This window comes from Candidatus Dependentiae bacterium, assembly GCA_016191325.1.
In the GTDB taxonomy this organism is placed as follows: Bacteria; Babelota; Babeliae; order Babelales; family JACPOV01; genus JACPOV01.
This window is the reverse complement of record JACPOV010000008.1, coordinates 260,461-285,536: the sequence shown is the minus strand read 5'-3', so window position 1 is coordinate 285,536 and position 25,076 is coordinate 260,461. Positions and strand designations below refer to the sequence as shown.

Sequence of the window (25,076 nt, the reverse complement as noted above, 5' to 3'; positions counted from 1 at the left end):
TTAGCTGAATATTTTGCAAATCTAAAAATTAGCTTTTGCTAGCCAAGACTGGCCGCGCCAGTCGTAGTTTGCCAAGCCTGAAGGCCCGCATAAATGTAGACTGGTGCCAAGGAGGGGACTCGAACCCCTACAGGATTTCTCCCACAGCCACCTCAAGGCTGCGTGTCTGCCAATTTCACCACCTCGGCTCATATATTTCAGTTAATATGAGAAGAAATGTAGCAGATTTGCCCGCTTTGATCAACTAGAATATAGGCTCATTTTTAAGCATGCCCTCGTATTTTCGTGGCAATACACACCCGATTAAAAGCCTTTCTTTAAATGCATATATCCTATTAATCATGATGAATAAAAAAGGGGCTTACCATAAAGCCTTTTCGCAATTTATCATTTTCATCCCGATGAATCGTTTATTTTCAGAATGAAATTAAAGTATAATAACTACTAATAATAAAGGATTTACTTAGAACCATATAGTTTACAATTATTAAAGTTTAGAGAGCCGCATGAAGCTAAAATTATTGTTATCATACCTATTTGTTATCAATGTATTCGGCGTTACAGCGATTAATGCAAGCTACTCGCCAAGCGAAAAGCGTCAAAAGGCGGAGCTTATTGCTAGCTACTCACCAGGCGAAAACCCAGGAAGTGAGGCCGAACCGCTCAAACCGGATGACAAACCGTACCAAGCGTTTAGTGATAACGGCGTAACAACGCTGATCGTCCCGGATCCGAAAAAGGGAAAGGGCTCGCTCGATTATTTAGGGCTTAAATCTATTATCAATAACTCGGAAACATTCCAAAAAATGGCCGCTGACCATCCCACATTTTTCACTCCTGGAAACAAACTAACCTTTCCATCTCTCACAACTGACCAGGTAAATGACCTGCTTAAATTAGTGGCCGGCGATGAGATGGCGTTAACGAATCGGAAGTATTTACAAGGAAAAATTGGGGCTCAAAATTTGTTCAGTACAATCCAAACTCTCGGAACAGCAGAATATCTTGATATGCCACTTCTTTATGAAATAACGATCGACCAGGTAGTAAAAGGATTAGAAGACTTAGATTTAAGGGATATAACCGAAGGAGTTTTTTCATACCTTACACCGGCTATGCAAAAAGAAATTGCAAAAAAATTTGCTTCTACCCTTCCAGCCTATAAGTTAACTCAGATATTCAAATCCGTACTAGTCGAATATGAATCGCCGCTCGCGCTAAATAATGCTGGAACACGGCTAGCCGTTACTGGATACCAGGTCACTATATATGATATACAAAAACCGGATGAGTTATTAGAACTAGGGGGCTTCGACACCGATGGCACCCAGAACGTCTTATTCGATCCGGTGAACGATATTATCTGCTTTGGAACTGAATATGGTATCGGCCTGTCAAATTTTATAACCGGTAAAGGCACAGGCTTTGAAACCCTGAGAGCTTATCCACTTGCCTTTGATACAACAGGTACAAAACTGGTCCTTGCTTCAAAAATGGATGATGATACGCCCGCTATTAAAATTTTAGACATAGCAAGCAAAGACAAGTTAGCTGAATTTATCGGCTATGAAAAACCCGCGGCCCTAGCCCCAGATAATAATCTCATTGCACTTTCTTCAAAAAATGCCGTAACGCTCCAGTATATCAATAAAAATAATCAACCCAAAAAAATAGATGTTTCTGAGCATCCCACTTCTCTCCTTTTTGATAAAACAGGCAAAAAATTGGCAATTAGCATGCCTTCAAGTCTCATGATCTTAGATCTAGAGAGCGGAAAAACTATTTCGCAAAATCAACAGGCTTCGATTATTCGTTTTTCAGCTGATGGCCAAAACCTTATCTTTGCATTGAAAAATAACATACTAAACTGGCAGTTATCTGATAACTCAATTTCGAAAATTCAAGAGTGGCCTGAACGGTATAAGATTCAAGCTGCAAATGAAGATTTTAGCGTATTAGCCCTCACCAGTTACGAAGCTTATATACAGGAGCGTATATCAATTCCGAAGCAGCGGCCTATTCGATATTTTCCCCTAGCTCTGGTTGCCATTTGGAAAACCAACAGACCGGCATTAGAAACTCTCTCGGCTAAACAACTCATTGTTTTTACGATCGCGAAAAAAAAGGGGCTACCTCCACTTAATAAAGAATTGATTAATGAATATGAAAAATTACCGCAAGAAGCTAAGAACCTCTTTTAATACAGGTCAAAAATGAAAAGAAATAATTTTCTGTTAATTTTTGTCTGCCTATTTACTGCTGTAATCAATGCGAGCTGCCCGCCGGGAGAAACCGCAGAAAATGCATACGAACAGCTCAAAGCGTTTATTGATAACGGCGTAACAACGCTGAGCGTCCCAGCACAGGGTTCTATCTATTATTTAAAGCTTAAATCTATTATCGATAACTCAGGGATCTTTAAAAATATCGCACACCAAGATACCATACCTGTCAAAAAGCTAACTTTCCCGGATCTCAGAACTGACCAGGTAGACAACCTCCTTAAATTAGTGGCCGGCGATGAGATGGCGTTAACGAATCGAGAATATCTAGAAGAAAAAATTGGGCGTCAAGACTTTTTGACTACAATCCAAACGGCGCGAACAGCAGACTACCTTAAGATCCCACTTCTTGCCCAAATAGCGATCGACAAGGCAGTAAAAAAATTACAAGACCGTTCAACGATAGATAGTTTAAATAAAAATCGTGCAGCTATAACTGAGTTGCTTTCGTCTCTTTCACCCGCCGCACAAAAAGAAATCGCAAGAAAAATCATTTCCAGTTTTCCTTACATACAAACACACAAATTAGATAATGTAACACTCTATAATTATGAATCAGCGATCACATTGAATGATGCAGGCACACGAATAGCTGTTATGTCGCAAGGAGGATTTATCTACGACATAGCAAAACCGGGTGAACCACTTCAATTAGCGACGTTCAAAACAGATTACACGCAGAACATACTATTCAATCCAGCCAACAACGATATTATTACGGCGGGTGTTAAAGGCGGTACCGGCATAATTAATCTTAAAACAGGTGAAGTCGTTGGTATTGCCAACTTGCGAGATTATCCTGTTGCCTTTGATTCGACAGGCAAAAAACTGGCCCTCGTTTCAAAAAATGATGAGTATACGCCCGCTATTAAAATTTTTGAGTTAGAAAATCTCAACTTTTCAGCTCAGGCTTTCGGCCCTGAAAAAAACACAAGCCAAAGCTTTTTTTATCAAGTCACCGGCTTTTTATCTCGATTCAGTGGATTTGAGAGCCCACAGGACATCAGAACGACTGGCTTTCAAAAAACGGCGGAGCTAAGACTTTTAGCTCAAATTCCTGGTTTTCAACAACCGGTGGCCTTTAGCCCAGATAATACGCTCATTGCAGCCTCTTCGCTAACTGCCGTAACGCTTTGGAACGTCAATAAAAATCAATCAACAAAAACAATAAACGTGCCTGACCGTCCTTCTTCTCTCGTTTTCGATACAACAGGCAAACTATTGGCAATTAGTATGCCGTCGAGTCTCATGATCATCGATCTTGAGAGTGGAAAAACTTTAGAGCAGAATCAACAGGCTTCGATTATCCGTTTTTCAGCAGATAATCAAAACCTTATCTTTGCATCAGAAAGCGCTATTCTGAAATGGAATTTATTCGCTAATTCGGTTGAAAAGATCCAAGAATTGCCCAAAAATGCACTGATTCGATCTGCTAATCAAGATTTCAGTGTAATTGCACTTTCTCGAGCGAGTGATCCCTATTACGGATCATTACTTTTAAGCAATTCTGAAAAAAATAGCGTTAATATCCGATCTGAAGATGTTTTGGTTTGGAAAAGTGCTCAATCAATCTTTGGATCTCTGCAGCTTAAAGATTTAATTATTTTTATGATCGAACTTGGATCTAAGCAATTAAACAAAGAATATGATAAAAAACTGCCCCAAGAAGCTAAAAAATCTCTTTGAACAAAGGTAAAAAATGAAAAAAAATAATATTCTGGTTATTTTTCTCTGCCTATTTACTGCGACAATTAATGCAAGCTTCCTTCCAAGCGAAAAGCGTCAAAAGGATGAGCTCATTGAAAGCTGCCCACCAGGAGAAAACTTAGAAAGTGGTTACGAGCCGCTCAAAGCGTTTAGTGAGAACGGAGTAACAACGATTACCATCCCTAAGGAGAGTTCGATCTATTATTTAGGGCTTAAATCTATTATCGATAACTCGATAACGTTTAAAAATAGTCAGAAGGATCATCCTGATTTTTTCACTTCCGGAAACAAACTAACCTTTGGACCTCTCACAACGAACCAAATAGATGATTTACTTAAATTAGTCGCCGGCGATGAAATGTCATTAACAAATGCCGCATATTTAAAACAAAAAATTGAACGTAAGAAATTTTTTGATGTATTGCTGACTCTCCAAACAGCAGAATATTTAGATATACCCATCCTTCTGGATGTAGCACAACAAGAAGTCGCAAAAAATTTACAAGACCCTTCAATATTAGAAGATTTAAATAATCAGCCAAGCTATATCACTAAGCTACTTTCTTATCTTTCACCAGCAATGCAAAAAGAAATAGCAAAAAAAATCGCTTCTCTCTCTTCCTACAAAGGAACTCAAAGCTTGGACGAAATATATTTAGAAGGATATAAATCGCCTTTTGCACTAAATAATGCAGGAACAAGACTTGCTGTTACCTCACGCGAAGGCACTATCTATGATATAACAAAGCCGGGATTAAAGTTAGATACTTTTACAACAGATGCTACCCAGGAAATACTATTTAACCCGGTGAACGATAATATTATCTGTTCGGGAATTGAAGCAGGTATCGGTATAATTAATCTTGAAACAAATAAAATCAATACCATTGCTAGCCTTCGCGCTTATCCGCTCTCCTTTGATGCAACAGGCAAAAAGCTTATCCTCGCTTCAAAAATGGATGATGATACTCCGGCCATTAAAATTTTGGACTTAGAAACCTTTTACTTTGTCATCCAAATTCCTGGATTTGAGAAACCTGCGGTTCTAAGCCCAGACGATAATTTCATTGCTCTTTCTTCAAAAAATACCATAACACTCTGGGATATTAATAAAAATCAATCGATTAAAACAATAAGTATTCCTGAATCAGCAACTGAACTTATTTTCAATCAAATGGGCAACAAACTAGCAATTAGCATGCCTTCAACATTAATGGTTATAGATTTAGCAAGCAAAAAAACCCTAGAGCGAAAAGAAAAAACATCCATTATGCGTTTCTCTCCGGATAATAAAAATCTTATCTTTGCATCAGAAAAGGATATTCGCAGCTGGGACTTAGCACATGATGTAATAGAAACGATTGGAGAGTTACCAAAAAATTATTCAGTTAAATCTGCCAACCAAGATTTCAGCGTCATTGTCCTCGCCAAAACGACACTTGGTCTAATGAAAGTTGGTGGTATGGGATTGAATACACCAAAAAAACGGCCAGTACATGGACGTACTTATGACGTTTTAATTTGGAAAACAAATAGATTCCTCTTAGAATCTTTATCCCTTCAAGAACTCGTTACGTTTATGATTGCAAAGGCGACCGGATTACAACGGCTCAATAAAGATTTGGTACCAAATTATGAGAAATTACCCGAACAAGTACAAAATCTTATAGAAAAAAAATAAATGTCCGAATTTATGAATTGAGAGCGGCGAAATTTTTGCAGCTTTTCTATCACCAGCAACCGCTTTACTTACCTGCCAATACTCATTATCATAAGAATATAAAATTAAAAAACATCGGTATATTCAATGATAAATCAAAATAATTCTATAAAAGAAAATTTAAAAATCATCTCCGTTTTTTCTGCCGATAGCTCCCATCCTCTAAAAATTCCTTTTGCAGAGTCACTCATTTCAGCAGGATTTCCTTCATCTGCTGAAAACTTTGTGGAGCGCTCATTGGATTTGAATGAATTATTGATTAAGCATCCAACCGCTACCTTTTTTATTAAAGTGATGGGCGATTCGATGATCAATGCTGGCATTCATTCAAACGATATTTTAATTGTTGATCGATCTCTCACCCCTACCAATAATAAAATTGTGGTGGTGCGTTTAAATGATGAATTCACGGTAAAACGGATTCAATTCAATCAAGAAACTATTTTGTTGATACCTGAAAATCCGAATTATAAACCGATCGAGATAAAAAAAGACGCCGATTTTGAAATCTGGGGCGTCGTGACGAATGTTATTCACAGCGTATAAAAAACCAAAAATGCTTTGCATTTTTGGGGGCCCCAAGAAAATATGCGCATCATGCAATACATTAATAAAGTAAATAAACTATGAATCGTTTTGCACTCGTCGACTGCAATAATTTCTTTGTCTCCTGCGAACGGGTTTTTAATCCAAAATTGAATAGAAAGCCGGTCGTCGTTCTTTCAAGTAACGATGCGTGCATTATTGCGCGTTCAAACGAAGCAAAAAAACTTGGCATCAAAATGGGCCAACCAGCATGGGAATGCCGCGATATTTTAATACGCAATAAGGTACAGGTCTATTCATCTAATTTCACGCTCTACGGAGATATGTCCTCCCGCGTGATGGCGATTCTGACCGAATGCTCGACCGATATTGAGATCTATTCGGTCGATGAAGCGTTTATATATTTCCCATCCGCATCCGATTTTTACGATGGACATCATTATACCTCGTATGCTCAGCATGTTCGCAATAAAATCAAGCAAGATATTGGGCTTCCGGTTTCTATCGGCATTGGCCCAACAAAAACGCTTGCAAAGATTGCGGGCGATATTGCAAAAAAAAGAAATGATGGTGTTTTTGATATCACGAACCATCCCGATGCAGATAACATTTTTAAGTTAATTGATGTGCGTGATATTTGGGGAATCGGCTCTCGCTATGCAGAAAAATTATACGCTCGAAGTATTCGTACCGTATTTGATTTTATCAATTGCGATGAACGTTGGGTTCGTAAAAATTTAACGATTAATGGATTGCGCACGTTAACTGAATTGCGCGGAACGCCCTGCTTTGATCTGCACACGCAGCCAGAGCCCCGCCAATCGCTCACCGTTTCACGCTTATTTGGCAGAAACGTTACCGAATTTAAAGAGCTCCACGAGGGCCTTGCTACTCATTTGAGCATCGCTGCAGAAAAATTGCGCAAGCAAAAAATGAAAGCGCAGCAGCTGATCGTCTTCGTTTCATACACACAATATCAAGATAGCACGCGCATCTATCGCTCCGCATTTCAGCAGCTACCGCTTGCCACTTCTTACACGCCCGATCTGCTGGCGGCCGGAACCGCTTGTTTGCAATCGTTATTCCATAAAGGGTTTACGTACAAAAAAGTTGGCATCATTATTGACGATTTAGTTCCTCAAGATGCGCTGCAAATGAATACTTTTTATCAACTGCCAACAAATCTTGAAAAGCAAGCAGCCCTGATGAAAACGATCGATAGAGTTAATGCTAAGATGGGGAAAAATAAACTTGCCTATGCTTCTGCTGGTCTTAAAAAAGAATGGAAAAATAAGCAAGAGAAAAGATCGCCTGCGTATACCACTAATTGGCACGAATTACTCACCATTAAGATTTAGGTCTGCTTATTCTTCAGCACATATTTATTTGAGTATATACTTAATAAAAAATATCGTTACGAAAGAAATTATTATGAAGCTGTTTAATGCATTATTTTTTGCGATTATCATAGCAGTATCTTTCGATTCAAACATAAAATTAAGCGCTATGGAACCTAGTCAAGAATGGCGAGATTTCTTTAACTTAGTCGGCTCGAGCAAAAAACACAAAGAAGAGGATGGTAGATTTTTTATAGAGCTAGTAACTAGATCAAAAAATGAGAGGGGTGTTTTGGTGGTCTCAAAAAAATGGGAAGACGTTGCAAATCTCGCACCTAAAGACAAAGATAGCCAATACCCAGAACCGTTTGGCTCCATAAAACATCCGCTAGAAGAAAAGAAAACAAAAGGCCCTAAACATATTCGCATAGAATCAATGGTTGTTCACGGAAAAGAAGCATTGATGCAGACAATGCCACCGACCGAGAACAAAAAATGATCTATTTAAAAACAAAAATCAAAGGAGACCATTATGAAAAAGATTAATGCATTATTTTTTGCGATTATCATAGGAGCATCTTTCATACCAAACATAAAAATAAGCGCTATGGAACCTGAACCAAGTGAAGAATGGAAGAACTTCTTTGATTTGGTCGCATCAGATCCAGAAAAAAAAGAAGAGAATGGTAGATTATTCGTAAAGATGTCCACTCTTTCCAAAGATGAAAATGGCGCGCAGGTTATCTCAATAAAATGGGTAGACGTTGAAAATCTCGTCCCTAAAGATAAAAATGGCAGATGCCCAGAGCCTTTTGGCCGCATCAAACATCCCCTCGTAAGATATCAGAGTGACGCTTCTGAAAAAGAAAAAAAATAAAATCACACCATTATTCTTTAAACCTATAAACTTAAAACGATTCTTATGAAAACATGTACATTCCTCCTTTCTTTGTTAACCGCATCATCAACCTCCTTGCCGATGTTTGATTATTTAGATTATCCGAAAGGTGTCGTCTATAAAAATGGGGTGCCAGGTCATTATATACGAACCATAACGATATCATTAAACTCTGGAGATCACGAAAGAATGGTATGGTATCCTCTACCCGAAGCCCATAGAACTAGGCTGAAAGACACTGCAAACGATCCAATCAAGCCAACAACCGAAACTACGCCCTCTTTGGAAGAAAAAAAATAATTAATCTGAATAAGAATTTACGCTTATTAAAAACCTCCTAAAGCACTCTTAGCCGGGTGCTTTTTTTCTTAAATAAATCCCCATTTAATTTTTAAAAACAGCCAGATGATTTTACTATTTTTATACACTTATAAAATGAGGCATCTTTTCTCACAACATCGATCCAATAAGCATTGCGGCAAGAAGGCTCATTGCTGTATAATTACTAGTAGATAAAACAACTCAAATAAGACAAATTTTGTAACGTAAGGAATTTTATGAAGAAATTAAATCTATCGCTTATGGCGATTCTTATAACAATATCATTAATGCCACAACCAGCTTTTTCAATGGAACAGCGATCTTTAACTCCAGCATGGAAAAAATATGCGCAAGCCGTGCGTTCAGGTGAGTTAGAAACAAAAAAAATTGATAAAAAATATTATTTTAAAGTAGATACTAGAGAAGTAAAACTACCAGATGGCGAAATAGAAATTAGAACAATATGGCAACCAACGCCCGAAATGCCTTTATTCTCAGAAAATGAGGTAGGGCCATCTGAATGGCAACCAGTGCCCCAAATACCTTTATTCTCAGAAAATGAGGTAGAGCCATCTCGCCTACAAGACCAATAATAAATATTCAATCGGGCGTCCTGGACCTTGATCTTCCCGAAAATCGGTAAATTTCAAAAAAAGTAGGCTAGAGATTTTCTCTAGCCTACTTTTTTAACTAATTCATTTCATTTTTCTTTTTGCGCAAGTAAACCGATCAAAGCTCTATTTCATGTTCTTTATATAGATTTCATTCGATACGTTTTCAAATCCCCCTTTTTTTCAAAAAAAGGAAAAGATTGGCAATGGGCCGATTTTCTACGATTTTACTCACCGCTCGAAGTCAAAACTATCGATTCAATATGTATTTTTATGATATAATTAGTTGTAGATAAACAATTTAAACAAAGCAAATTTTGTAACACAAGGAACTTGCATGAAGAGATTAAATCTATCGCTTATGGCGATTCTTATAACAGTAGCAGTAATGCCTCAATTAGTTTTTTCGATGGAACTGCCTACCGGCCAAACCCAGTCTACAGATAACATCGTATATAAAAGCGAAAAAGTAAGAACGGTAAACGGAAAACCTCAGATAAGAATTGAGAATCGAAGAACACTCGCTGATGGTACTACGACTATCGACTATCAATGGTTACCAATCAACAGAATTGAAGAACCGTGCGCGTCACCAATAGTACGATACACCCGATTCCAGGACGAACAATTTAATAGATAAATCATTTGTCTAAAACTCAGGCGAACACCATGATGAAATTACATCTATCGCTTTTAGCGATTCTCATAACACTATCGTTAATGACGCAATCAGCATTGTTTTCAATGGAGCAATCTACAAACCAATCTATTGTATATCATAATGCAAATCTAAGAACAGTTAACGGCAGATTGCAAATGAGAGTTCCAAGTCCGACGTTACTGGAAGATGGCACTACGACTATTGAGTATCAATGGGTAAATGCAACCAGAATCCCGGCGCCATGTTCTACGTTGAAAAAGCAATCTCATTGAAAGCCTATATCTAGTCGATCAATGAGACTTACAAAGGAATAAAATGAAAAAAATAAATCTATCGCTTTTTACGATTATTACAGCTTTATCATTAATGCCGCAAGCGTCATTATTTTCAATGGCGCCCCAACAGAACTTTGGACAACCCCAGAACACAGGGGAATTCCAATATATCAATCCTAACCTCAGAAAAGTAAGGGCGACCGGAAATCTTCAAATGAGAACTGGTTCGCAATGGACTCTTGCTGATGGCACTATATCGAGTGATTATCGATGGGTAAATATAACAAAGCCTGAAGAACCTTCCGACACCATGAACTTGGAATCTATCTCAGATGAAAATAATAATAATTTTGAATAAAAAGAAAGATAAAACTATGCATAAATTAAACGTATCACTTTTCGCTGTACTTTTAACGCTCTCCTTAATGCCACAACCAACATTATTTTCAATGGAGCAAACGCCGCATATTCAATATGTTACCGAGACCTCAAGAAGAGTTAATGGTCAACTAGAAAACCTCTATAGTTTCGATACGTATCACGATGATGGTACAGTAACTAATGAACAAATCTGGGTTCCTGCACCATCTCAAACACTGCCTCAAGTAAATTATCCTGGCCGTTCATTCTAACTTTTGTTACGTCCAGAATTTACAAGTAACAGATAGGAATAGAAAGTGAAGAAATTAAAAATATCGATTGCCCTACTTTTTGTAGCAATCGTAACCATGCTCCAGCCAGCATTACTTTCAATGGAACAGTCGGGAAATCAGATTGTTTATGTGAATGAAAATCTTCGAATATTCAATGGTCAGCTTCAAGAAGTGGTCCGTCATGAATACAGAAATATTGATGGTACAATAAGCGCTATAGAAGAATGGATTGCAAAGCAATAAATGAGGGCAAGAGAAAAACCTCCTGCCCATTTCATTTTAAAAAATTGAAAACTTAATTATTTTTCTTTTTAGCTCGAATAAGCATATGCCAGCCAAGCTCTGCTTCAAGCTCCCCAAATAATTCATCCGATACATTCTTAAAACAATCTTCTTTTTCATATTCATACTTAATATATTTTTCTATCTTCCAAGGAAAAATATGTGCTTTTCCCATTTCAAGAATTTCAAAATCCCCAAACAGCCTACGCGCACCTTCAAACGTATAAGAATAGGTAACCGGGCATCCGGTTTGCGCTTCAGAATACATCGCAATTAATTCATCCAGAGCACCATCGCCAAAATCCCACATGCCGGTCTCTCGCATGAAGTGGAACAGCTTATAACTTATTTTTGAATAGACCATCATTCTGATTTCACCATCATCTTTTAGTAACGCATTGCAGGCTTTTACAATTTTTTCTGGTTGAGGAGAATGATGAATTACACCAAATGACCAAATTAAATCGAACTTTTCGCCGGAAAGCATACCGCCAATCTCCTGCGCATTAGCTAAAATAAACCGCGCATGCAAACCATAAACCTCAAATCTTTTTTTTGCTAACTCAAGGCTTTCACTTGATAATTCAACGATCGTAAGATCAGCGCCATTTCTTGCGAAATTTATCGCTTCAGTGCCCAAACCGCACCCTATTTCCAACACTCGTTTACCCCGCCACATTGCAAACTCTGCAAACCCGGGAATATGCGGCTCCACAAAATACTTTCTTTTTTCTACCTCATCAAAATATTCGCGGGTACCGATCGGCTTTGTTGAATGCTTTAAATTGCATGGCCGGCGATCCCAGAATTTTTTAACCTCTTCAATTGATTTTGCCGAAAAATTATCGGCAGTTAATGAACTATGAAGAGCTACTAAAAAAATAGAAAGCATCATTTTTTTCATTATATTCTTCTCCTCTTAAAATAAATAAAAGCTCTTGATTACGCGTTGGTTATTTTTATTCTTTTTTTCAATCAACGCAACCATTTTTTGTTTCTTGCCAATTGAACCTCCCTTATTGGATACTGGTAAAAAATATAAAGGGGAAAATATGAGAAGAGTTGCCAGTTGGAAGGGATCGCTATCATTCGGCCTTGTTCAATTTAATATTGAACTTTATTCGGCCATTGCTTCGCATTCGCTCGGTTTTAATTTGCTGCATGCAAAATGCCATACCCCTATCGCCAATAAACGGATCTGCCCCAAATGTAATAAAGAAGTTGCATGGTCCGATTTAGTGAAAGGCCTGAAACTGGAAGATGGCTCCTATTTTATTATCACAAAAGAAAATTTAGAAAAACTTAAACCTGAAAAAACCGATTCGATTCGTATTCTTGAATTTGTAACTAGTTCCGCTATTGATCCCATCTATTTTGATCAACATTATTATGTTCTCCCATCAAAGCATACCGATCGCGCTTTTTTTCTTTTTGAGCGTGCCCTTGAAGATTCAGACCGGATTGCAATCGGCCAATTTGTGATGCGTGATAAAGAATATGTTTGCGCAATACAGGCGCATGGAAACATTTTGCTTCTCACTACTTTGAATTATGAGTATGAAATTAAAGAACTCAAAGAAACCACAACGCTTAAAATTCCCAAATTTGAAAAAGCAGAACTCAATTTAGCGCAACAATTGATTGATAAATTAACGGTCAAAAAATTTTCAATGAGCCGATTTAAAGATACTTTTGCACAAGAGTTAAAAAAGAAAATTGCGCAAGCCGCTAAAGGCAAAAAACTTGAAAAAGTAAAAAAAGTTAAAGAAAAAAAATCAAAACCAGAAAAAGAACATTCGCTCATGCAAGCACTCCGCAAAAGTATCAAAACACGAATTCCCACGCGTGCATCTGAGCATAGGCCAGTTGCGCGTGCCAAATCGCGAGCATAATTTATGGCACACAAAATTCATGCAATGAACGCCCACATGGGCACATTAGATGATTTGAAAAATAAAAACTTTATCTTTGAACCAAAACTGGATGGTATTCGCGCGCTCTGCTACGTGAATGAAAAATGCGATTTCATTTCACGAAACGATATAAACTTATCGGGGCGCTTTCCTGAGTTGCTTACTATTCGAAGAAATATTAAAGCGCGCGAGTGCATATTAGATGGCGAGATTGTCGCGTACGATAAAAAAGGAATTCCTCATTTTTCAGCTTTGCAAAAAGGTGGAAAGCCAACCTACGTCGTCTTTGACATTTTGCTGAAAAACGGAAAATCACTCGTTCATCTGCCATTGATGGAACGGAAAAAAATATTGAATAAAACAATTGTTGAAAATGCGCGGCTTGAAAAAACGTTTTTTACCCGCGATGGTCGAACATTGTGGAAAGAAATGGTGAAAAAAAAGATGGAAGGCGTGATGGCAAAAGATCCGGAAGCGCCATATCATCCTGGAATTCGCTCTCGTGTGTGGCTCAAGATTAAATTATTCAATACGATCGATTGCGTGATCGTCGGCTTTACCACTGCAAAGCGAGCCATTTCTTCTCTCGCTCTCGGGCTTTATGATACTGATCAGGAACTTTATTATATTGGCAAAGTTGGCACTGGATTCAATGAAAAAGATATGGAAGAGCTTGAAACTAAACTAACTCCACTCAAAATTGATACGCGGCCTACAGAAAACGCACCAGTAATTGCCGGAAAAAAAATTCAATGGGTAAAACCTCGCACCGTGTGCGAGGTTACCTTTTTACAATTTACTTCAATCAGATATTTGCGTGCATCAGTATTTATTCGTTTAAGAACCGATAAGAAACCAAAGCAGTGCACCTTCAGATCGCAAACGTTAATAAACAAATAATTATGTTGCTTGCGCTTCAACTGCCGGCGCGCTCTCAGGTTCTTTTGCTATCGGCTCTTCATGAATAATTGCCGGCGCTTTCATAACCGCTGGCATTGGTTTTTTCCACAACGAACTTATTTTATCCCAAATGCCGCCTAAGAAATTTCCGATCGCGCTAAAAAACTTTGTAAACGAACGTATAATCGATGAAAAGATCGATGAAAAGATTCCTTTTGACGCTTGTTTCTTTTCAAATCCTTGTGCTTCTTGCGCGGCCTTCTCTCTTATTTCTTTATCAATTTCTTCTTGAGTACGGCGTTCATCCGTTTCAAGATCTTGTTTTTCATATTTTTCAAATTCATGTTTCAGATCAAGGCCGATTTGTTGCAGATTAGCGATCGACATTTTTATTTTGCTCATCTGATCGCGCATTGCTTGAATTTGATCATTGAAATAAGAAGCAAGGGTATTTTTTAAATAGGCATAAATATCTTGTAGGCTCTTATAGCTTGCGTCGGTCGCATAATAAAGCTCTTCAGCTTTTTCATCACTCAGCAATTGTTTAATTTCCTGAAAATTTGCCCATGCTTTATTTTGATAACCGTTTGAAATTTTGATCTGGCTATCAACGGTGGTCATCACATCATTAATTTTAGATTCGATCGCATGAATATTTTGCAACTCTTCTTGAAGCACCGTAAGTTCGTTTTGCTTTTGCGTTATTGCTGCAAGCAGTTCACGTTCCTGCTCGGTCAGATCGCCTTGCCTTTTTTGTTCACGATCCAACTGTTCAAGAAGATCTGCGAGTAATTTATCAGCATCACCGATATCAAAACCTATTTCGGTAACAAATTTATCATATTCATTATCAAGTTGATTTTGCTTTATTTTATAATCTGCGCGCGCTTCAAGGATTGATGAAAAGCGTCGGTTAATCTCGCCGATAAGATCGATCATATCCTCAACCGCTTTGCGCTTTAAGAGCCAATTACCGCCCTCTTCAATGTTTACCGTATCAATGCCGCCAATAGGTTTTTCCGGCACCGATTCATTTTCGTCAGGTGCTTGCTCACTTACCGATTGCGTTATCGGTTCAGATGCAATCGCTGGCGCTGATGGTTCTGCTTCCTGCGCGTTTGCAGTGCTTTGATTGGTAGATTGCTGCTCTGGTTGCGCCGCCGTTGTTGTTGAAGCAGCTTGCGCCGTACGCGCACTTACGGGAGAAGTTGTAGCGGCTTGAGCTGTTTGTTGCTGTTGCGCAGCAGCTGGCACAGCCACCGGCGCAGTTGGGTTTGGGGTGGCCGTTGTTGATGCCACTGCCGGAGTACTTGTTGGTGTGGCTGTCGATGGCGCACCAGTTGCGCCCGTTGAAGAACTTGCAGAAGGTGACGAAGCTGAGGCGAGAGACGACCCGCCGCTCGATAACGATGGCGATGTCGCAGCGCTTGAAGAAACTGATGATCGGGCAGTTCCTCCACGTGAAGAGGTTCCGCCGCCTAACGCAGCGCCTCCGGTTCGCGATGTATCCACTCCAACTGGCGAATCATCAGATGTATCATCCGAATCTGTATCAGATTGGTCAGAAGGCTGTGCAGCGTTTGTTTGTGATTGATTTTGCACCGGTGAAACAACAGGAGCCGGCGTAACTTTTACCGGCACTGCGTTTGGATTAATAGAAGATGAAAGCTTACCTAAATTATCGTTTAATTCAGAAAGTACTGCACCGAGTCCAGATGTGCTCGGCACTCCAGTTTTAACAGGCACAGCCGCACCCTGAACATGGGCACAGCACATGATGCCAACAACCAACAAACAATTGCGTAACGCTTTCATACCGCTCCTCTTACAACGTTTCAGATAACTCTTTCAATTCTTGGACCAACCCACGGGAAAGTTCTTCAGCTTCCCATGAAGTATAGTTCCAGCGTACTCCACTTTCCACACGCGTCAATGTTGAGCGGTCACTTTTAATATCTATAATGTCGATACGAACAACGTTCATAAGAGGATGTACCAACGATGGTGCTCGAACTACTCCCGCGCGGCCTAGAATACTATAGGCCACATTTCCTTCATCAAGAAAACAAAGCATCACTTTTTTTTGCCAGACCATATTATGATAACCGGTATGATCTTTGTGAATGGTCATCAAAATACTTTCTAATCCTTTAGGATAAACGCATTGAATTGGCGTTGTATGTGGCAATCCTTTTTCAGAAAAAGTTGCAAGTGTCGCAACGGTGCCTTTTTTCAAAACTTTAATTAAATCTTCGGGAAGTTTAACACCAACGTGTTTAGCCATTTTTCATTCCTTGCGTTATGTAACTTGTTAAAAAAGAAAATATTTTTTTGCTTTGTGAGATTGTCCCTAAATTCCCTAAAAATTTAAAACACAGATAATTTTTCTATAACCTCATTCTCAACCGCTAACGCTTGAGGCGTTAAGAACAGTCGATCATCCAACGATCGCACAAGATGGCGTTCTTGCAGCATGGAAACTGCGCAAATAAATGTTTCACGTTCCTTTTCTTGTAAGGTGGTTAATAATTCTGAAAGTTTTACGCCAACTGGTTGGCGCAGCCCGAGCATTAAAGTTTCAAGCCATATTTGTTCACGAGATAATTTCTCAACCATTATTTCAGTGGGTTCTTGTTGTTTCACTTTATCCATGTATGCCAATAAATTTTTTTCATTTTCCGTTCTGCTCATTCCATCAAACGAAAACGCGCCAAGCCCAAAACCTTTAAACGGCTTTCGCTGCCAATATGCTTTATTATGCTTTGATTCAAAGCCGGATTTGGCAAAACTAGAAATCTCATACTGCGCAAACCCATGCTCCGCCAGGTAAGCAACCGACCAATGATAAAGATCGACCACTTCATCATCGCATGGCAAACTAATACTTTTCTTCTTTACGCCAAAATAAAGTGGCGTTGCTTCGTGCACCATTAAAAAATACATAGATATTTGCTTGATCGGCCAATGCACAATTTTTGCAAGTGCATCCTTCCATTGCTCAACCGATACACCAGGAAGCCCCAGAATGAGATCTACCGAGACAGTACGAAAAAAATGATGTGCCTTATCGATTATTGAATGCACATCTTCAAGCGATTGATGCCTATTAAGTTTTTTGAGCGCCGCACTATTCAAACTTTGAACCCCTATACTGATTCTGTTGATCCCAATATCGCGCCATACGCGAAAATGCTCATCGGTCACCGTCCCAGGATTAACTTCTATCGTCCACTCGTATCCCGGTAAAAAATCGATGACTTTATACAGTGTACCAGACGTGTCAAGTAGGTCAGAAAGTGGATACGTGCTCGGCGTGCCGCCCCCCATATAGATCGTGTCAATAGAGAGTTTGCCTTTACGCTCAGAACAAAAGCGTTCAATCTCGCTTTTTAGAGCCAGATGATAATCGTGCATATACTCTTCATGGCCCGCAATCGCGACAAAATTGCAAAAGTGGCATTTGTACGGACAGAACGGCCAATGGATATAAAGCGAAGATGGATTAACTGACAAGTCAAAATACATGCACGTCCCTAAACGTTGTAAATCCCCAAAAACCTATCTCAGCTGCGTATCAGACGAATCTGCCAAATTAGTTTTTTCATTTTTGGCCGAATTCTTTCCACCACGCAAAATCTCACCGCCCACTTTTTTTTTCAAATGCGGATTTGGAATCGTATTGCGCACAATATCGATCGCACGAATCAAATCGTAGCGCATCCGTTCGCCCGCTCCCTCTTGATGAGCAAACTTAATAATTTCTGCACCCGAAAAAAGATGCCGCACCTGCTCCTGCAAATCTGCAGGTAGCGCCGAATGCTTTACCGCCTCAATAACTTCTTGGTCGGTTTTGCCTTCAAGCGAAAGATCGTATCGCTTTGCTAAATACGTTTTAAGCACTCTCGTTAAATGCCCATAGAACAGTTTATGCGTATCTTGATCTTCAAACAAGCCCAAATTAATCTTTTGTAGGTTATTAAGCGCTTCCTGCCACGGATCGAGTACCTTTTTTCGAGAACGCTTAATGTAACGCACCAAGAAAATCAGCATCGCCAACACAAGCGCGCAAATAACAAATCCAAAAGGGATATAAAACGCCGGTTGGTGCCAAAACGGCTTGTACCACCATCCATACAAATCGTAAAGCTTAATACCCTGTGCCTCTTGCATCATAGTTTACTACCCATTTCATCTTGAAGCGCGAGCTTGGAAGAATCTTACTAATTGTTCAACAATTTTTTCCGGATTCTCAATATCAACCGTATCTGCCCCTGAAGCCTTTAACAATTTTGATTGCTGTTCGTTAAATGCATGCAAGAGGCGATTGCATTTTTTTGCGCCACTGTTGCTTAAATTTAAGAGAACCTCTTGCTTGGTTTCACTATCGATCGCTGTAACAAATCCGGCAGTCGGCAATTCTTTTTCTAACTGATCGCGCATGCGTAAAACAATACAATCATTGTGTGCGCAGATCATTTTAAGCGCTTTATCAAACCGAGCATTTTCACGGTTGTGGCTTTGCTCTTCATCGATCATATCTGAAACAACAAAAACGATCGCATCGCGTCGCTTTAACCGTGCAATATAATCAAGGGCACTACTGACTGAAGTTTTTTTCTCAGTCGGTTTAATCTCGCATAATGTGCGTAATAAAAGTTCAATATGCTGGCGTGAACGTGCGGGCGGAATATATTTTTCAACATGATCGCTAAAAAGTACCAAGCCAACCATATCTTTGCTATAAAAGCCTGCCATTATTAGAATAGTAGCCGTATCGATCATCACGTCGTTCTTAGATCGCTGTGCACCAAAAAAAGTAGATGCTGAAATATCGAATGCGATAATAATAGAACGATTTCGCTCATCTTTATATTCTCGCACCAAAAGTTTATTCATGCGCGCAGAGCTTTTCCAATCAATAAAACGTACATCGTGCCCAAATTGATAGTCGCTGAGTTGCTCAAACTCAAGGCCGTATCCTTTTTGCGCCGCTCGGTGCTCGCCAATATAATAACCTTGTAGAAGGCGTCGGGTTTTAATCTCTAACTGCCGAATTTTTTGTGCAGTTTCTGGACTCAACCTTTTTTCCATTGTTACCAAACACCATAATTTTTAAGAATTTCTGGAATTGCGATAGAACCATCAGCTTGTTGGTACGTTTCCATAATCGCCACCATCAAACGTGGTAGCGCGAGTGACGAACCATTGAGCGTGTAAACAAGTTTTGTTTTCTCTCCAGCAGCTTCACGGTAACGAATCATGCCGCGCCGCGCTTGAAAATCTGTGCAATTACTGCACGAAGAAACTTCCTTGTAATCGTTCAAGCTTGGAATCCATACTTCGATATCAAACGTTTTTGCCGATTGAAACGAACAATCTTGGCCCGCTAGCAATGAGATGCGATAATGAAGCCCTAATTTTTTCAAAAGCCCTTCTGCACAAGCAACAATTCTCTCGAGCTCTTGATCAGCATATTCGGGACGCGTAAATGTATACAGTTCAACTTTTTCAAATTGATGAATGCGAATCAATCCACGTTCATTAGCGCCGTACGATCCTGCTTCTCGTCTAAAACAACTCGTCCACGAAGTAAGCCTCATGGGCAAATCGGTCGGCTCAAAAATATGATCCCGGTATAAATTCGTTAAACTGACTTCCGCCGTTGGAATTAAAAACTGCGGATCATTCGCGGTTGCGTACACCTGATCTTTAAATTTGGGGAAGTTACCCGCCACAGTGAGCGATTCTTCATTGATCAAATAGGGAGGAAGCACCATCTGATAGCCATGTTCTTGATTGTGCTTGAGCATAAACATAGAAAGTGCATAAATCATTTTAACGCCATCGCCCCGATAAAGCGCAAAATTACTGCCAGTGATTTTAGCCGCCGCTGCAAAATCGAGCCAACCCAAAGCGGTCGCTAGATCGATATGATTTTTTGCTGGAAATGAGAATGATGGCTTCGTGCCTTCTTGGCGCACAACTTTATTTGATTCTTTTCCGCCCAATGGAATATCGGTAGATGGAATATTTGGGCAGCGTAAATAAAGTTCATTAAATTCTTTTTCGAGTGCTTCTAGCTCTTTTTCTGTTTGTTTGAGCTCTGTGCCCAAGGCGATTGATCGTTCTCTAATCTCGGGCGTGATGCCAGATTTTGCGTTCGCGGCGAGCTGATTTTTTTGATGACGGAGTTCCTCAACGCGCGAGCGCATTGCACGTAATTCTTGATCCTTTTTAAGGAGCAACTGCGCATCAAACGATGGCTCTTTGATAGTCAGCAGTTTTATTATCTGATCTGGATGTTCTCGCAAAAGCCCTAAATCTATCATGATAAACCTTTTTAAAGTCCGCTGTGGTTTTCTACCGCTATCCCTCGATACATTTTGCTGAGCAAAACACTCGGGACGAGCGGTTTAGAATATGTATTTTTTATAAGTACTCGATACCACATTCTGAAACGACTCCCCACCGCTCATGGTGAGCGATTTCGAACCTTGTGAGAAATTGTATCGAACCATATTAAAAATACTGGAAAAAAGAGGAGTTGAATAGTAAAAAAAATGGGCTGCTTGCGCAGCCCAAACAGATAAAGCTTTTTTAACTTCAATCACATTAGATTGAACGTACCACTTCTCGTAGCGCTTTTCCTGGTTTAAAGCGAGGAACATTCACTGCAGGCAAATCAATACGTTGCTTTGTTGCAGGATTGATGCCCTTGCGTGCTGGTCGACGTGAAACAGACCACGTACCAAAGCTCGCCCACTGTACTTTATCGCCGTTTTTCAACGCGCGTTGTACAGTACGCGCCAAGCTATCCAGCAAGCGCGCTACGTCTTTTTTTGTAAATAATGTTTCTTCACTCAAGGAGTCAATGAGCTGACTTTTGTTCATGAAAGAACTCCTAATAGGTTTAAATGGTTTAACACTGCTTCTTCATCCGACTCTACTTTTTTCTTCCTATGATTTCCTATGACATCAGTCAAATAGCCTAATTCGATTTAAATGTTTGTCAAATTCGGTTAAAATAAAGCCAGATTTTTGAAAAAAAATACCATTTTGCTCATTCCTCTCTGCTAATTACCTTTCGCTTCAAGAAGCGCGAATCACAGGTTTCGATTCTCTAAAGCGGTGGGATGCGCATAAAAAATAGGAAGAAAATTATCATGCAAAATCACCTGCCAATTTTATGCGATACGCATTGCCATATTAATATTATGGTAAAAAAAACTTTCGATACGCCGCTTTTGCCCGAACATTTTCCGCTGGCAAAAACCATTATTGATCAGGCAGCAGCTGTTGGCGTAAACCGCATTATAAATGTGGGAACGAGCCTTATTGAAAGCCAAAATTGCGTATTGATCGCGCAGCATTTTCCTAATTGCTTTGCTGCAGTTGGCATTCACCCAAATGATGCGACAGAAAACTGGCAATCGGATTTAGAAAAAATTGAACAACTTATTATTAATGATCTTGGGGTCCCCGGAATAACTGATAAGTTTTCTGGGGGCAATAAAATAGTTGCCATCGGCGAATGTGGGCTCGATTTTCATTATCCTGATTATGATCGTGCGCGCCAAGAAAACTCATTTCGTGCACAAATAGAATTAGCATTAAAATATGATCGTGCGCTTATTGTGCATACACGAGATGCCGCATATGAAACGCTTGCGATTATTGATGAATTTCAGGGTAGAAATCTGCGGGGCGTTATTCATTGTTTTTCCGAAGACATGAAATTTGCGCACGAAGTTATGAAACGTAATTTTTATATGGGAATTGGCGGGCCGCTCACCTACCCTAAAAACAACGAGCTCAGAAATGTTTTTAAAAATGTACCGCTCGAAAGCATTATTCTTGAAACCGATGCTCCCTATTTACCGCCGCAAGAAATACGGGGCAAGCAAAATTCGCCAGCACAAATAGCGAATATTGCACAATTTCTAGCGCAATTGCGAAATGAATCTAATGAAACAATTATCCGAGCAACAACGCAAAATGCTTTATTTTTATTTCGTATTTAAGAACGCGCGTTGTGCATTCCATTTTTCTCTGTAACCTTTTTGAAACACTGCACTGTCTTGACAAGGAATGCGCGGTTCATCGTCATTTTCTTCTTTTTTGTTGTCCTCGGGGCCAAACATCGAAACAAGCTTTCCATTCTCGACGGTATACCAGAAGGGAGGGGTGTTGCCACTATTCTCATCTAGTGGGACGACATTACCATTTCTTAAAGTAAACTGCTTTATCTCTTTTTTGGGTTTCTTTATTTTATCTTCTCGAGCGTGAAGAATCTTTAACGCTGCCTCAGATGCATATTTTGTGTTATTCCATATTGTTTTTGCAATATCAAGAAAGGCTTCCTCTAAATCGATTAGTTCGATTCGTGCCACCTTATCTGCCCTGCCATAAGATGCTAATTTGGCTTTTGATGCCCACATCTTTATCTCAGCAGGGGTCATAAAGTTTATCGCTAAGCAATTAACGATCAAATCAACAGATTCATTATTAGCATTTTCACCCAAATATTTTTTAAGTAGCAGCTTAGTTAATCCTATATCTGGCTTGCTTAATCTAACTTCTTCAAATCTACCAGGTCTCTTCAATGCTGAATCGATTAAGTCATCTTTATTAGTCGCGCCAATAATAAGTACATGACCCGCTTTTTCATTAGGCGCAGTAATATTTTTGGTAGCAACACCATCTAATTTCGTAAGCAAACTATGTAATAATGAGAATTGACCATCTGCAACCAAATGAATCTCATCAATAAAGATAATTGCTAACTTAGACGGATCTTTTTGCGCAGCAGCCTGCGCAGCATTTATATATTGCGATAATTTGAAAGAACCAATAAAAGGAAACAACAAACTACTATCCGCTTCTAGTACAAATAAAGGAGCTTTAAGCTGACCCGCAAGAGCCATTGCCAATGTGGTTTTACCAGTTCCCGCTACTCCTGTAAATAAATATGCCTTAGGTAATTGTTCAATCAGTTCAGTATTACCTGAAGATATTACTTTTGGAAAAAGATTAACAAATTGCTTTATTTTTTCAGGAGCGCCGTAAAAGTCATTGAATGTTATTTCACTTTTAATCGCCGTTGGGCGAGAAAAAATTGCCGTTTTATTATATTTTCTCCAACCCATAAAAGCACTAGCCGTCGATGCGATACTTATAGCAGTCCAAATGTGCTTCATTTCGATTTGTTTTAAATATGGCACTGATTGCTCCCATATGTTGCGCCAATCAACTGCAACACTATTCTGAGTCATCATTGAAGATGCCATTAATAAAACAAGTACTATTTTGGAAATTTTCATAATTATAACCCCATTTATTTTAAGTCCATACATCTAGATTATAGGATTTTTAAATAATTTCAATTAGAAAATTTGTCAATACTGGGGGAGATGGCGGTATACGATATAGCGAGCTATCAATTATGCCCAAGCTTCCACCACATACAAAATCCTACTTGTAATTATTTATACTTCGGGTATCCTATTAATGGATACATTTATTTGATTAAAAATGGAGTTACAAAATGTTTAAGATAAACAAGAAATCAATAATGGGTTTTGCCTCATTATGCTTTGCGCTTAATATAGGCGCAATGGAAAACCCGAATAAATTCGGTAAACAAGAAATTAAACCTGGCAAAGAAGAAGTGCCTTTTAAAGGTGAGTCACAAAAAGAAGGCAAAGAACTTGCCATCGCTCAATCTATGCAAAAATCTAGCAGTTCAAATGCATTGACGGCACCAGATGAATTAACTTCATCAATTTTTGATACAAAAGACATCCAGGAAAAAAATAAGCTCATCGCGGCAGCATTTATAAAAGTTAATCACCTATTGGATGAAATCGAGAGATTTCCAAGCAATTTTAAAGATTGTTATGATGACGTAAAGTTCCTTGGAAGAATAACAAACAATGCTAGTTTAGCTAAATGGGCTATGCCTTTAGTTCCACAACAATATGAAGGTATTGCAGATTCTAGAAAAGAATCTGTCTTAAAAATGGATACTGCAGTAAATATTATGTGCTACATAATTTATGCTGGTCTATTAATAAAATGGATTAGGGCAGAAAAAGCGACACAAGATGAAAAGATTGAAATCATGAATCTTGGGATGGCGCTACATACTTCATACAGTTTTTTTAGAATACTCTCGCTTGCAAAGTTTCACCGGATTTCAGAAGAAGTTCGCTCAGAAATAAATGCTGACTCTATGGCTTTAAACAAGGCAATTGGTAAACAGGAACCCGAAGCTGATTATATCGCACTAACGAATCTCATATTATTAATTAAAGAAAATATGGCTGAAATTCGTGAATCATTGAATGATCATCAACAAAATATTATGCAATTAATTAGCCCTATAGCTACATTAAGTGAATTACCAACCGTTACATTCCCCGAGATGGAAAAAGAGATTGAAAAACAAGTTGGTGTTTTAAAAACTGCCCAAGATATTATCGCAATAAATAAAGCGATTAAAATCACTGGATTGTGGATGCTCCTTTCTTCATTTGATCTCGCATAAGGATAATCATGAAACGATTAATACTCTTTATTGGATTATTAGTTCCAGCTTCAAGTTATTCGATGAATAATGCGAATAACGATATGACCGCGAAGCAATATTATTCGGCATACCAGCAACAAAAGGAAAATAAACCTCTGAGCACTGCTCCGCGCTATATTTTGGCATCAAGCTATCCAAGAGAATATTCTCAACGGAATTCTTTGCTTGGAAAAACTGAAGAGTTTGTTGAGGTATACGCCGTAAAGCCGCAACTATTCTTCGATAACACTTTTTTTCATCGTGTTATCCATACGCAAGGAACAGATCATTATCACATGCAAGAAAAAGAAAATGGAAATCGATTGAATTTGTTTGGCATAACAAATCTAGCTGCATTACTTGGTATTATTTTACTAAGTCCGCTCGTGAATAAAAAATAACT

The 25,076-nt window shown here is 39.0% G+C and carries 27 protein-coding genes and 1 tRNA gene; 18 read left to right on the top strand and 10 right to left on the bottom strand.

The features are described 5' to 3' along the window. Positions 1-101 precede the first annotated feature (101 nt). Positions 102-188 (bottom strand) — tRNA-Leu (locus tag HYX58_01730). Between the two features lie 318 nt (positions 189-506). Here HYX58_01730 and HYX58_01725 point away from each other — a divergent pair. The 13 genes from HYX58_01725 to HYX58_01665 all read left to right on the top strand — a co-directional run bounded on the left by HYX58_01725 (position 507) and on the right by HYX58_01665 (position 11,254). Then, complete coding sequence (locus tag HYX58_01725) at positions 507-2,201, top strand: hypothetical protein (GenBank protein ID MBI2774705.1); 1,695 nt, start codon at positions 507-509, stop codon at positions 2,199-2,201. 12 nt (positions 2,202-2,213) lie between these two features. Then, positions 2,214-3,968: a hypothetical protein gene (locus HYX58_01720; protein ID MBI2774704.1), complete on the top strand. Its 1,755-nt coding sequence runs from the start codon at positions 2,214-2,216 to the stop codon at positions 3,966-3,968. 13 nt (positions 3,969-3,981) lie between these two features. Beyond that, a complete protein-coding gene (locus HYX58_01715) occupies positions 3,982-5,670 on the top strand; it encodes a hypothetical protein (protein MBI2774703.1) in 1,689 nt (562 codons plus the stop codon). A 126-nt stretch (positions 5,671-5,796) separates the two neighbouring features. Continuing rightward, positions 5,797-6,255 carry a translesion error-prone DNA polymerase V autoproteolytic subunit gene (umuD, locus tag HYX58_01710; protein MBI2774702.1) on the top strand — a complete coding sequence of 153 codons (459 nt, stop codon included), beginning with the start codon at positions 5,797-5,799 and terminating at the stop codon, positions 6,253-6,255. Positions 6,256-6,335: 80 nt separating this feature from the next. Continuing rightward, positions 6,336-7,613, top strand: coding sequence for a Y-family DNA polymerase (locus tag HYX58_01705; GenBank protein MBI2774701.1), 1,278 nt, complete (start codon positions 6,336-6,338; stop codon positions 7,611-7,613). Positions 7,614-7,686: 73 nt separating this feature from the next. Further along, the gene (locus HYX58_01700; GenBank protein MBI2774700.1) at positions 7,687-8,091 is read left to right on the top strand and encodes a hypothetical protein; all 405 of its coding nucleotides are present in this window, start codon (positions 7,687-7,689) and stop codon (positions 8,089-8,091) included. Between the two features lie 33 nt (positions 8,092-8,124). Then, the gene (locus HYX58_01695) at positions 8,125-8,469 is read left to right on the top strand and encodes a hypothetical protein (protein ID MBI2774699.1); all 345 of its coding nucleotides are present in this window, start codon (positions 8,125-8,127) and stop codon (positions 8,467-8,469) included. 578 nt (positions 8,470-9,047) lie between these two features. Further along, on the top strand, positions 9,048-9,404 hold the full coding sequence (locus tag HYX58_01690; GenBank protein ID MBI2774698.1) for a hypothetical protein: 357 nt from the start codon (positions 9,048-9,050) through the stop codon (positions 9,402-9,404). 355 nt (positions 9,405-9,759) lie between these two features. Continuing rightward, a complete protein-coding gene (locus tag HYX58_01685) occupies positions 9,760-10,062 on the top strand; it encodes a hypothetical protein (GenBank protein MBI2774697.1) in 303 nt (100 codons plus the stop codon). Between the two features lie 29 nt (positions 10,063-10,091). Further along, positions 10,092-10,355, top strand: coding sequence for a hypothetical protein (locus tag HYX58_01680; protein ID MBI2774696.1), 264 nt, complete (start codon positions 10,092-10,094; stop codon positions 10,353-10,355). Positions 10,356-10,398: 43 nt separating this feature from the next. After that, positions 10,399-10,716, top strand: coding sequence for a hypothetical protein (locus HYX58_01675; protein ID MBI2774695.1), 318 nt, complete (start codon positions 10,399-10,401; stop codon positions 10,714-10,716). A gap of 16 nt (positions 10,717-10,732) precedes the next feature. Continuing rightward, positions 10,733-10,990, top strand: a complete 258-nt coding sequence (locus tag HYX58_01670; protein ID MBI2774694.1) for a hypothetical protein — start codon at positions 10,733-10,735, stop codon at positions 10,988-10,990. A gap of 45 nt (positions 10,991-11,035) precedes the next feature. Further along, positions 11,036-11,254 (top strand): hypothetical protein, encoded by a 219-nt coding sequence (locus HYX58_01665; protein MBI2774693.1) that lies wholly within the window; start codon positions 11,036-11,038, stop codon positions 11,252-11,254. A gap of 52 nt (positions 11,255-11,306) precedes the next feature. Here the strand turns inward: HYX58_01665 and HYX58_01660 are convergent, their stop codons facing one another. After that, complete coding sequence (locus tag HYX58_01660; protein ID MBI2774692.1) at positions 11,307-12,185, bottom strand: class I SAM-dependent methyltransferase; 879 nt, start codon at positions 12,183-12,185, stop codon at positions 11,307-11,309. Between the two features lie 160 nt (positions 12,186-12,345). Between HYX58_01660 and HYX58_01655 the strand changes: the two genes are divergently transcribed. Continuing rightward, positions 12,346-13,185 carry a Ku protein gene (locus tag HYX58_01655; protein ID MBI2774691.1) on the top strand — a complete coding sequence of 280 codons (840 nt, stop codon included), beginning with the start codon at positions 12,346-12,348 and terminating at the stop codon, positions 13,183-13,185. A gap of 3 nt (positions 13,186-13,188) precedes the next feature. Then, entirely contained in the window at positions 13,189-14,106 is a 918-nt protein-coding gene (locus HYX58_01650) for a hypothetical protein (protein ID MBI2774690.1), read from the top strand. Here HYX58_01650 and HYX58_01645 read toward each other — a convergent pair whose 3' ends face one another. The 7 genes from HYX58_01645 to HYX58_01615 all read right to left on the bottom strand — a co-directional run bounded on the left by HYX58_01645 (position 14,107) and on the right by HYX58_01615 (position 20,997). Continuing rightward, a complete protein-coding gene (locus HYX58_01645) occupies positions 14,107-15,921 on the bottom strand; it encodes a hypothetical protein (GenBank protein MBI2774689.1) in 1,815 nt (604 codons plus the stop codon). A 10-nt stretch (positions 15,922-15,931) separates the two neighbouring features. Then, entirely contained in the window at positions 15,932-16,390 is a 459-nt protein-coding gene (locus HYX58_01640; GenBank protein MBI2774688.1) for a pyridoxamine 5'-phosphate oxidase family protein, read from the bottom strand. An 83-nt stretch (positions 16,391-16,473) separates the two neighbouring features. Then, positions 16,474-17,631 carry a radical SAM family heme chaperone HemW gene (hemW, locus tag HYX58_01635; GenBank protein MBI2774687.1) on the bottom strand — a complete coding sequence of 386 codons (1,158 nt, stop codon included), beginning with the start codon at positions 17,629-17,631 and terminating at the stop codon, positions 16,474-16,476. Positions 17,632-17,664: 33 nt separating this feature from the next. Beyond that, positions 17,665-18,279 carry a hypothetical protein gene (locus HYX58_01630; protein MBI2774686.1) on the bottom strand — a complete coding sequence of 205 codons (615 nt, stop codon included), beginning with the start codon at positions 18,277-18,279 and terminating at the stop codon, positions 17,665-17,667. A 15-nt stretch (positions 18,280-18,294) separates the two neighbouring features. After that, entirely contained in the window at positions 18,295-19,197 is a 903-nt protein-coding gene (locus tag HYX58_01625; GenBank protein MBI2774685.1) for a DUF58 domain-containing protein, read from the bottom strand. Between the two features lie 2 nt (positions 19,198-19,199). Further along, a complete protein-coding gene (gene serS, locus HYX58_01620; GenBank protein MBI2774684.1) occupies positions 19,200-20,435 on the bottom strand; it encodes a serine--tRNA ligase in 1,236 nt (411 codons plus the stop codon). A gap of 283 nt (positions 20,436-20,718) precedes the next feature. Then, positions 20,719-20,997, bottom strand: coding sequence for an HU family DNA-binding protein (locus tag HYX58_01615; GenBank protein ID MBI2774683.1), 279 nt, complete (start codon positions 20,995-20,997; stop codon positions 20,719-20,721). Positions 20,998-21,269: 272 nt separating this feature from the next. Here HYX58_01615 and HYX58_01610 point away from each other — a divergent pair, with 272 nt between their 5' ends. Beyond that, entirely contained in the window at positions 21,270-22,127 is an 858-nt protein-coding gene (locus HYX58_01610; GenBank protein ID MBI2774682.1) for a TatD family hydrolase, read from the top strand. Here HYX58_01610 and HYX58_01605 read toward each other — a convergent pair. Next, positions 22,113-23,426 carry an AAA family ATPase gene (locus HYX58_01605; GenBank protein MBI2774681.1) on the bottom strand — a complete coding sequence of 438 codons (1,314 nt, stop codon included), beginning with the start codon at positions 23,424-23,426 and terminating at the stop codon, positions 22,113-22,115. The two genes, HYX58_01610 and HYX58_01605, sit on opposite strands and share 15 nt — an antisense overlap. 293 nt (positions 23,427-23,719) lie before the next feature. On the opposite strand from HYX58_01605, the gene HYX58_01600 reads away from it, so the two are divergent. Then, a complete protein-coding gene (locus HYX58_01600; protein MBI2774680.1) occupies positions 23,720-24,652 on the top strand; it encodes a hypothetical protein in 933 nt (310 codons plus the stop codon). An 8-nt stretch (positions 24,653-24,660) separates the two neighbouring features. After that, positions 24,661-25,074, top strand: a complete 414-nt coding sequence (locus HYX58_01595) for a hypothetical protein (GenBank protein ID MBI2774679.1) — start codon at positions 24,661-24,663, stop codon at positions 25,072-25,074. Positions 25,075-25,076 lie beyond the last annotated feature (2 nt).

Excerpts from the sequence above, each read along its gene's own strand:
- HYX58_01725 (MBI2774705.1), top strand. The coding sequence starts at position 507 with ATGAAGCTAAAATTATTGTTATCATACCTATTTGTTATCAATGTATTC.
- HYX58_01720 (MBI2774704.1), top strand. The coding sequence starts at position 2,214 with ATGAAAAGAAATAATTTTCTGTTAATTTTTGTCTGCCTATTTACTGCT.
- HYX58_01715 (MBI2774703.1), top strand. The coding sequence starts at position 3,982 with ATGAAAAAAAATAATATTCTGGTTATTTTTCTCTGCCTATTTACTGCG.
- umuD (MBI2774702.1), top strand. The coding sequence starts at position 5,797 with ATGATAAATCAAAATAATTCTATAAAAGAAAATTTAAAAATCATCTCC.
- HYX58_01705 (MBI2774701.1), top strand. The coding sequence starts at position 6,336 with ATGAATCGTTTTGCACTCGTCGACTGCAATAATTTCTTTGTCTCCTGC.
- HYX58_01700 (MBI2774700.1), top strand. The coding sequence starts at position 7,687 with ATGAAGCTGTTTAATGCATTATTTTTTGCGATTATCATAGCAGTATCT.
- HYX58_01695 (MBI2774699.1), top strand. The coding sequence starts at position 8,125 with ATGAAAAAGATTAATGCATTATTTTTTGCGATTATCATAGGAGCATCT.
- HYX58_01690 (MBI2774698.1), top strand. The coding sequence starts at position 9,048 with ATGAAGAAATTAAATCTATCGCTTATGGCGATTCTTATAACAATATCA.
- HYX58_01685 (MBI2774697.1), top strand. The coding sequence starts at position 9,760 with ATGAAGAGATTAAATCTATCGCTTATGGCGATTCTTATAACAGTAGCA.
- HYX58_01680 (MBI2774696.1), top strand. The coding sequence starts at position 10,092 with ATGATGAAATTACATCTATCGCTTTTAGCGATTCTCATAACACTATCG.
- HYX58_01675 (MBI2774695.1), top strand. The coding sequence starts at position 10,399 with ATGAAAAAAATAAATCTATCGCTTTTTACGATTATTACAGCTTTATCA.
- HYX58_01670 (MBI2774694.1), top strand. The coding sequence starts at position 10,733 with ATGCATAAATTAAACGTATCACTTTTCGCTGTACTTTTAACGCTCTCC.
- HYX58_01660 (MBI2774692.1), bottom strand. The coding sequence starts at position 12,185 with ATGCTTTCTATTTTTTTAGTAGCTCTTCATAGTTCATTAACTGCCGAT.
- HYX58_01655 (MBI2774691.1), top strand. The coding sequence starts at position 12,346 with ATGAGAAGAGTTGCCAGTTGGAAGGGATCGCTATCATTCGGCCTTGTT.
- HYX58_01650 (MBI2774690.1), top strand. The coding sequence starts at position 13,189 with ATGGCACACAAAATTCATGCAATGAACGCCCACATGGGCACATTAGAT.
- HYX58_01645 (MBI2774689.1), bottom strand. The coding sequence starts at position 15,921 with ATGAAAGCGTTACGCAATTGTTTGTTGGTTGTTGGCATCATGTGCTGT.
- HYX58_01640 (MBI2774688.1), bottom strand. The coding sequence starts at position 16,390 with ATGGCTAAACACGTTGGTGTTAAACTTCCCGAAGATTTAATTAAAGTT.
- hemW (MBI2774687.1), bottom strand. The coding sequence starts at position 17,631 with ATGTATTTTGACTTGTCAGTTAATCCATCTTCGCTTTATATCCATTGG.
- HYX58_01630 (MBI2774686.1), bottom strand. The coding sequence starts at position 18,279 with ATGATGCAAGAGGCACAGGGTATTAAGCTTTACGATTTGTATGGATGG.
- HYX58_01625 (MBI2774685.1), bottom strand. The coding sequence starts at position 19,197 with ATGGAAAAAAGGTTGAGTCCAGAAACTGCACAAAAAATTCGGCAGTTA.
- serS (MBI2774684.1), bottom strand. The coding sequence starts at position 20,435 with ATGATAGATTTAGGGCTTTTGCGAGAACATCCAGATCAGATAATAAAA.
- HYX58_01615 (MBI2774683.1), bottom strand. The coding sequence starts at position 20,997 with ATGAACAAAAGTCAGCTCATTGACTCCTTGAGTGAAGAAACATTATTT.
- HYX58_01610 (MBI2774682.1), top strand. The coding sequence starts at position 21,270 with ATGCAAAATCACCTGCCAATTTTATGCGATACGCATTGCCATATTAAT.
- HYX58_01605 (MBI2774681.1), bottom strand. The coding sequence starts at position 23,426 with ATGAAAATTTCCAAAATAGTACTTGTTTTATTAATGGCATCTTCAATG.
- HYX58_01600 (MBI2774680.1), top strand. The coding sequence starts at position 23,720 with ATGGAAAACCCGAATAAATTCGGTAAACAAGAAATTAAACCTGGCAAA.
- HYX58_01595 (MBI2774679.1), top strand. The coding sequence starts at position 24,661 with ATGAAACGATTAATACTCTTTATTGGATTATTAGTTCCAGCTTCAAGT.